The sequence below is a fragment of the Streptomyces sp. NPDC102270 genome (assembly GCF_044766405.1).
In the GTDB taxonomy this organism is placed as follows: domain Bacteria; phylum Actinomycetota; class Actinomycetes; order Streptomycetales; family Streptomycetaceae; genus Streptomyces.
In genome coordinates this window covers 1-3,212 of the sequence record NZ_JBIWLX010000066.1, presented here as the reverse complement: position 1 = coordinate 3,212, position 3,212 = coordinate 1, and the positions used below count along the sequence as shown (strand labels likewise).

At 57.0% G+C, this 3,212-nt stretch carries 1 rRNA gene; it reads right to left on the bottom strand.

Features of this window, described 5'->3' with window-relative positions:
* Positions 1-31: 31 nt before the first annotated feature.
* Positions 32-3,155, bottom strand: a 23S ribosomal RNA gene (locus ACIRP7_RS45570).
* Between the last annotated feature and the right edge of the window lie 57 nt (positions 3,156-3,212).

Sequence of the window (3,212 nt, the reverse complement as noted above, 5' to 3'; positions counted from 1 at the left end):
CTCAGAACTAACACAGTGGACGCGAGCAACTGAGGACAAGCCCTCGGCCTATTAGTACCGGTCACCTCCAGCGGTTACCCGCCTTCCAGATCCGGCCTATCAACCCAGTCGTCTACTGGGAGCCTTAACCCCTCAAAGGGGGTGGGAACACTCATCTCGAAGCAGGCTTCCCGCTTAGATGCTTTCAGCGGTTATCCCTCCCGAACGTAGCCAACCAGCCATGCCCTTGGCAGGACAACTGGCACACCAGAGGTTCGTCCGTCCCGGTCCTCTCGTACTAGGGACAGCCCTTCTCAATGTTCCTGCGCGCGCAGCGGATAGGGACCGAACTGTCTCACGACGTTCTAAACCCAGCTCGCGTACCGCTTTAATGGGCGAACAGCCCAACCCTTGGGACCGACTCCAGCCCCAGGATGCGACGAGCCGACATCGAGGTGCCAAACCATCCCGTCGATATGGACTCTTGGGGAAGATCAGCCTGTTATCCCCGGGGTACCTTTTATCCGTTGAGCGACGGCGCTTCCACAAGCCACCGCCGGATCACTAGTCCCGACTTTCGTCCCTGCTCGACCCGTCGGTCTCACAGTCAAGCTCCCTTGTGCACTTACACTCAACACCTGATTGCCAACCAGGCTGAGGGAACCTTTGGGCGCCTCCGTTACTCTTTAGGAGGCAACCGCCCCAGTTAAACTACCCATCAGACACTGTCCCTGATCCGGATCACGGACCCAGGTTAGACATCCAGCACGACCAGACTGGTATTTCAACGACGACTCCCCCTGAACTGGCGTCCAGAGTTCACAGTCTCCCAGCTATCCTACACAAGCCGAACCGAACACCAATATCAAACTGTAGTAAAGGTCCCGGGGTCTTTCCGTCCTGCTGCGCGAAACGAGCATCTTTACTCGTAGTGCAATTTCACCGGGCCTATGGTTGAGACAGTCGAGAAGTCGTTACGCCATTCGTGCAGGTCGGAACTTACCCGACAAGGAATTTCGCTACCTTAGGATGGTTATAGTTACCACCGCCGTTTACTGGCGCTTAAGTTCTCAGCTTCGCCACACCGAAATGTGACTAACCGGTCCCCTTAACGTTCCAGCACCGGGCAGGCGTCAGTCCGTATACATCGCCTTACGGCTTCGCACGGACCTGTGTTTTTAGTAAACAGTCGCTTCTCGCTGGTCTCTGCGGCCACCCCCAGCTCAAGGAGCAAGTCCTCTCACCGGTGATGGCCCCCCTTCTCCCGAAGTTACGGGGGCATTTTGCCGAGTTCCTTAACCATAGTTCACCCGAACGCCTCGGTATTCTCTACCTGACCACCTGAGTCGGTTTAGGGTACGGGCCGCCATGAAACTCGCTAGAGGCTTTTCTCGACAGCATAGGATCATCCACTTCACCACAATCGGCTCGGCATCAGGTCTCAGCCTTGTGTGCGACGGATTTACCTACCGCACGGCCTACACCCTTACCCCGGGACAACCACCGCCCGGGCTGGACTACCTTCCTGCGTCACCCCATCACTCACCTACTACCACCTTGGGTCAGCGGCTCCACCACTTTCCTTTCCCCGAAGGGTCCGGAACGGCTTCACGGCCTTAGCATTAATGGGTTCGACGTTTGACGCTTCACAGCGGGTACCGGAATATCAACCGGTTATCCATCGACTACGCCTGTCGGCCTCGCCTTAGGTCCCGACTTACCCTGGGCAGATCAGCTTGACCCAGGAACCCTTAGTCAATCGGCGCACACGTTTCCCACGTGTGTATCGCTACTCATGCCTGCATTCTCACTCGTGAACCGTCCACCACTGCCTTCCGGCGCGGCTTCACCCGGCACACGACGCTCCCCTACCCATCACAGCGGGCGTTGGCCCTATTGCTGCAATGACACGACTTCGGCGGTACGCTTGAGCCCCGCTACATTGTCGGCGCGGAATCACTAGACCAGTGAGCTATTACGCACTCTTTCAAGGGTGGCTGCTTCTAAGCCAACCTCCTGGTTGTCTGTGCGACTCCACATCCTTTCCCACTTAGCGTACGCTTAGGGGCCTTAGTCGATGCTCTGGGCTGTTTCCCTCTCGACCATGGAGCTTATCCCCCACAGTCTCACTGCCGCGCTCTCACTTACCGGCATTCGGAGTTTGGCTAAGGTCAGTAACCCGGTAGGGCCCATCGCCTATCCAGTGCTCTACCTCCGGCAAGAAACACACGACGCTGCACCTAAATGCATTTCGGGGAGAACCAGCTATCACGGAGTTTGATTGGCCTTTCACCCCTAACCACAGGTCATCCCCCAGGTTTTCAACCCTGGTGGGTTCGGTCCTCCACGAAGTCTTACCTCCGCTTCAACCTGCCCATGGCTAGATCACTCCGCTTCGGGTCTTGAGCGTGCTACTAAAGTCGCCCTATTAGGACTCGCTTTCGCTACGGCTACCCCACTCGGGTTAACCTCGCAACACACCGCAAACTCGCAGGCTCATTCTTCAAAAGGCACGCAGTCACGACGCACTGAGTAAACTCAATGCGCGACGCTCCCACGGCTTGTAGGCACACGGTTTCAGGTACTATTTCACTCCGCTCCCGCGGTACTTTTCACCATTCCCTCACGGTACTATCCGCTATCGGTCACCAGGGAATATTTAGGCTTAGCGGGTGGTCCCGCCAGATTCACACGGGATTTCTCGGGCCCCGTGCTACTTGGGTGTCTCTCAAACGAGCCGCTGATGTTTCGACTACGGGGGTCTTACCCTCTACGCCGGACCTTTCGCATGTCCTTCGCCTACATCAACGGTTTCTGACTCGTCTCACAGCCGGCAGACTGTGAAAGAGAGATCCCACAACCCCGTACACGCAACCCCTGCCGGGTCTCACACGTATACGGTTTGGCCTCATCCGGTTTCGCTCGCCACTACTCCCGGAATCACGGTTGTTTTCTCTTCCTGCGGGTACTGAGATGTTTCACTTCCCCGCGTTCCCTCCACATACCCTATGTGTTCAGGTATGGGTGACAGCCCATGACGACTGCCGGGTTTCCCCATTCGGAAACCCCCGGATCAAAGCCTGGTTGACGACTCCCCGGGGACTATCGTGGCCTCCCACGTCCTTCATCGGTTCCTGGTGCCAAGGCATCCACCGTGCGCCCTTAAAAACTTGGCCACAGATGCTCGCGTCCACTGTGCAGTTCTCAAACAACGACCAGCCACCCATCACCCC